Annotated in this window: 3 protein-coding genes and 1 pseudogene; 2 read left to right on the forward strand and 2 right to left on the reverse strand. The window is 73.7% G+C overall.

Annotated features, from left to right (window positions below; all coding sequences use genetic code 11):
* A partial coding sequence (locus tag ACTIR_RS22545) for a FecCD family ABC transporter permease (RefSeq protein WP_084789389.1) occupies positions 1 to 871 on the reverse strand: 871 nt, incomplete at its 3' end.
* Complete coding sequence (locus tag ACTIR_RS0109600) at positions 868 to 1920, reverse strand: FecCD family ABC transporter permease (protein WP_026454102.1); 1053 nt, start codon at positions 1918 to 1920, stop codon at positions 868 to 870. The genes ACTIR_RS22545 and ACTIR_RS0109600, both read right to left, overlap by 4 nt.
* Before the next feature lie 104 nt (positions 1921 to 2024).
* Between ACTIR_RS0109600 and ACTIR_RS0109605 the strand changes: the two genes are divergently transcribed.
* Together ACTIR_RS0109605 and ACTIR_RS26510 are read left to right on the forward strand one after the other, a co-directional pair.
* Positions 2025 to 3020, forward strand: a complete 996-nt coding sequence (locus tag ACTIR_RS0109605; RefSeq protein ID WP_026454103.1) for an ABC transporter substrate-binding protein — start codon at positions 2025 to 2027, stop codon at positions 3018 to 3020.
* 107 nt (positions 3021 to 3127) lie between these two features.
* Positions 3128 to 3307: pseudogene (locus tag ACTIR_RS26510) on the forward strand (serine/threonine protein kinase); the annotation flags it as partial.

The following is a 3307-nucleotide window of genomic DNA, read 5'->3' on the forward strand; positions in this document are numbered from 1 at the left end:
CCGCGAGGGCGGCCGCCAACAGCAGCAACGCCCCCCGGGCGGCGTCCACGCGGATTCCCAGCGCCCGCACGGTGTCGTCGCCGAACTGCAGCCCGCGGAGGGTGTGCGCGGCCACCAGCGTGCAGGCGGTGAGCACCGCGAGCGCCACCGCGACCGGGGCGACCGAGGACCAGCCCACGTCGGCGAGGCTGCCCATGATCCACACGGTGGCGCGGGTGGCGTCGTCCACGTCCCCGACGGTGAGCAGCCAGTAGACGACGTTGTAGCCGATGGCGGACAACCCGATGCCCACGAGCACCATGCGGAAGCCGTCGATCCCGCGCCGCCAGGACAGCGCGTACAGCAGCAGCCCGGCCACGAGCCCCCCGCCCAGCGCGGCGAGCGGGACGCCGAGGTCGGCCAGCGGTCCGCTGAGCTGCCCGTAGCTGCCGCCCAGCACGATCACCATCACCGCGCCGACCGCGGCACCCCAGGTGACGCCCAGGATGTCCGGGCTCGCCAGCGGGTTGCGCGCGATCGTCTGGAACAGCGCCCCCGCGAGCCCGAGCGCGGCGCCGACGAGTACCCCCGTCAGCGTCCGCGGGAGCCGCAGGGTGAACACGATGCCGGTCTCCCGCACGTCCCCCGCGCCGAGGAGTGTGCGCACGACGTCGGCCGGACCGAGCGAGGCGGTGCCCAGGCTGATGTTCAACGCGGCGACGACGAGCAGCACCGCCAGTCCCACGGCGGGCACCAGGGCGGCGCGGGGCCGCACCGTCCAGGACAGCGGGCCGAGCGCGACGTGGCGCCGACCGGGAACGCCCTCGACCTCCCGCCACGGGAGCCTCCGCCGCGACGGGCGCGACGGGCGCGGCGCGTGCGACGTACTCACAGTCGGGACAGTCCTTTCCGACGGACGAGACGGATGAACACCGGGGCCCCGAGCACGGCGAGCATGATGCCCACCTCCAACCGGTCGTCGGCCACCAGCCTGCCGAGCACGTCGGCGACGAGCAGCAGCACCGCGCCCAGCAGGCCCGCGAACGGCACCAGCCAGCGGTAGTCCGGTCCGGACAGCGCCCGTGCCACGTGCGGCACGATGAGACCGAGGAAGGCGATCGGCCCGCACACGGCGACCGCGGCCCCGACCAGCATCGTGATCGCGGCCACCCCGACCACGCGGGTGCGCACGACGTCCCGGCCGAGCGCGGTGGCGACGTCGTCCCCGAGCGCGAGGGTGTTCAACCCCGGTGCGTTGACCACCGCCAGCAACAGCCCCACCAGCAGGAACGGCAGCATCTGACCGAGGACGGCGTAGTCCCGTCCGGCCAGGGAACCGACCTGCCAGAACCGGAACACCTCCATGCCCTGCCGGTCGGCGAGCACGACGGCCGCGGTCAGCCCGGACAGCAGCGCGTTGACGGCCGCGCCCGCCAGCGCCAGCGTCACCGGGGTGCTGTCGCCGCGCCCCCCGACCGCGCCGAGCAGGAACACCACGGCCGCGGCGACCAGGGCCCCGGCGAAGCCGAACCACACGTACCCGGCCGGCCCCGCCACCCCGAAGAGCACGATCGCGGTGACGATGCCGAACGCCGCGCCCTGGTTCACTCCGAGCAGGCCGGGGTCGGCGATGGGGTTGCGGGTGTGCCCCTGCATCAGGGCACCGCCGATGCCGAGGGCGAGCCCCGCGAGGACACCCGCGAGTGTGCGCGGGCCGCGCAGCGACCGGACGATGATGTCGTGCTCGCCACCCGTCGGGGCGGTCAGCGCCCGCCAGACGTCCCCGGGCGGCACCGGGTGGACGCCGTACACCAGGCTGAGCGCGGCCGCGAGGACCAGGGCGACGACCAGGACGAGCAGGGTCAGCGGCCGTCGCCTCCCGGCGCGGCCGGGCGGTGCCCCCGTCGCGGCGTCGCTCCCGCGGGTGAGCGTCGTGGCCATCTCACATCCCTGTCCGGTGTGTTCCGGACCTCTTTTGCCGCTCGGTCCGGTCGGCTAGAGTCCGCGTTCGTTAGGAGAGCCTAACCGAATCCGAAGGGTGATCAATGAGCCGCCTGTCCCGCCCGCGCCGCCGTGCCGTCGTGGCCGCCGCCGTCGCCTGCCTGGGGTTGACCGCGTGTTCGCCGCAGGGCGAGCAGCCCGCCGGGGACACCGGCGACCGGGGCGCCTTCCCGCGCACGATCGAGCACGCGATGGGGGAGACGACGATCGAGGAGCGCCCGGAGACGGTGGTGGCGCTCGACTCGAGCTTCGCCGACGCCGCCGCCGCGCTGGAGACCGAGGTGGTGGCCTACACGCGGTATCCCACCTCCGACTCCGTGCCGGAGTACCTCGGCGACGACGCCCGGTACGTCGAGGGCGGACAGGAGGTCGGCGAGCTGGCCACCCCGGACATCGAGGCGCTCTACGAGATCGACGCGGATCTGATCGTCTCGGCGGAGGTGCGGCACGACGAGACCGTCTACGACCAGCTCCCCCCGGATGTCCCCGCGGTGTTCTCCGAGACCACCGGTGCCACCTGGAAGGACAACATCCGGTTGTTGGCCGAGGCACTCGGCAAGGAGGAGCTCGCCGAGCAGAAGATCGACGACTACGAGCGCCGGGCCGCCGAGATCGGGGACGCGATCCGGGAGAAGACCGGCGGCACCCCGACGTACTCGCTCGTGCGGTTCGTCGAGGGTGAGCAGACGGTGCGGCTGTACACGACGAACTCGTTCGGCGGCATCGTGCTCTCCGACGTGGGCCTGGCCCGGCCGGAGGGACAGCCCGACTCGGACTCGGAGATCCTGGTCGAGGTGAGCCAGGAGGAGATCGGCAAGCTCGACGCCGACCGGATCTTCGTGTCCACCTACGAGGACGACACCACCGAGGCGACCAGCCCGAAGGAGAAGTTCCAGGGCAACCCGCTCTGGGGCACGCTCGAGGGCACGGTGCACCAGGTCCCCGACAAGACCTGGTACGTGTCGGTGAGCCTGCAGGGTGCGCACGCCATGCTCGACGACCTCGCCGAGCAGTTCGGGGTCGATCCGGCCCGCGCCTGAGCCTCCCGTCCGGTCCGCGGCGTGCGCCGGGTCGGGTGCGTCCGCGCCGTCCCGGCCCCTCCGCCGCTCTACGATCCGCGGAGCCCGCGGACCGGACGGGAGAAGGCATGGTGAGTGACGAGGGCACGGTGATCGGCGGCCGGTACCGGCTGCTCGCGCCGGTCGGCCGGGGTGCCACGAGCGTGGTGTGGCGGGCCCGGGACGAACGGCTCGACCGGGTCGTGGCCGTCAAGGAGCTGACGCTCGACCCGGCCGACGACCCGGCGGCCGGGCGGGTGCTCCGCCGT

The organism is Saccharomonospora iraqiensis subsp. iraqiensis, assembly GCF_000430445.1.
GTDB lineage: Bacteria > Actinomycetota > Actinomycetes > Mycobacteriales > Pseudonocardiaceae > Saccharomonospora > Saccharomonospora iraqiensis.

Bases quoted from the DNA above. Each gene is read 5' to 3' on its own strand.
- ACTIR_RS0109600 (WP_026454102.1), bottom strand. From the start codon at position 1,920: ATGGCCACGACGCTCACCCGCGGGAGCGACGCCGCGACGGGGGCACCG.
- ACTIR_RS0109605 (WP_026454103.1), top strand. From the start codon at position 2,025: ATGAGCCGCCTGTCCCGCCCGCGCCGCCGTGCCGTCGTGGCCGCCGCC.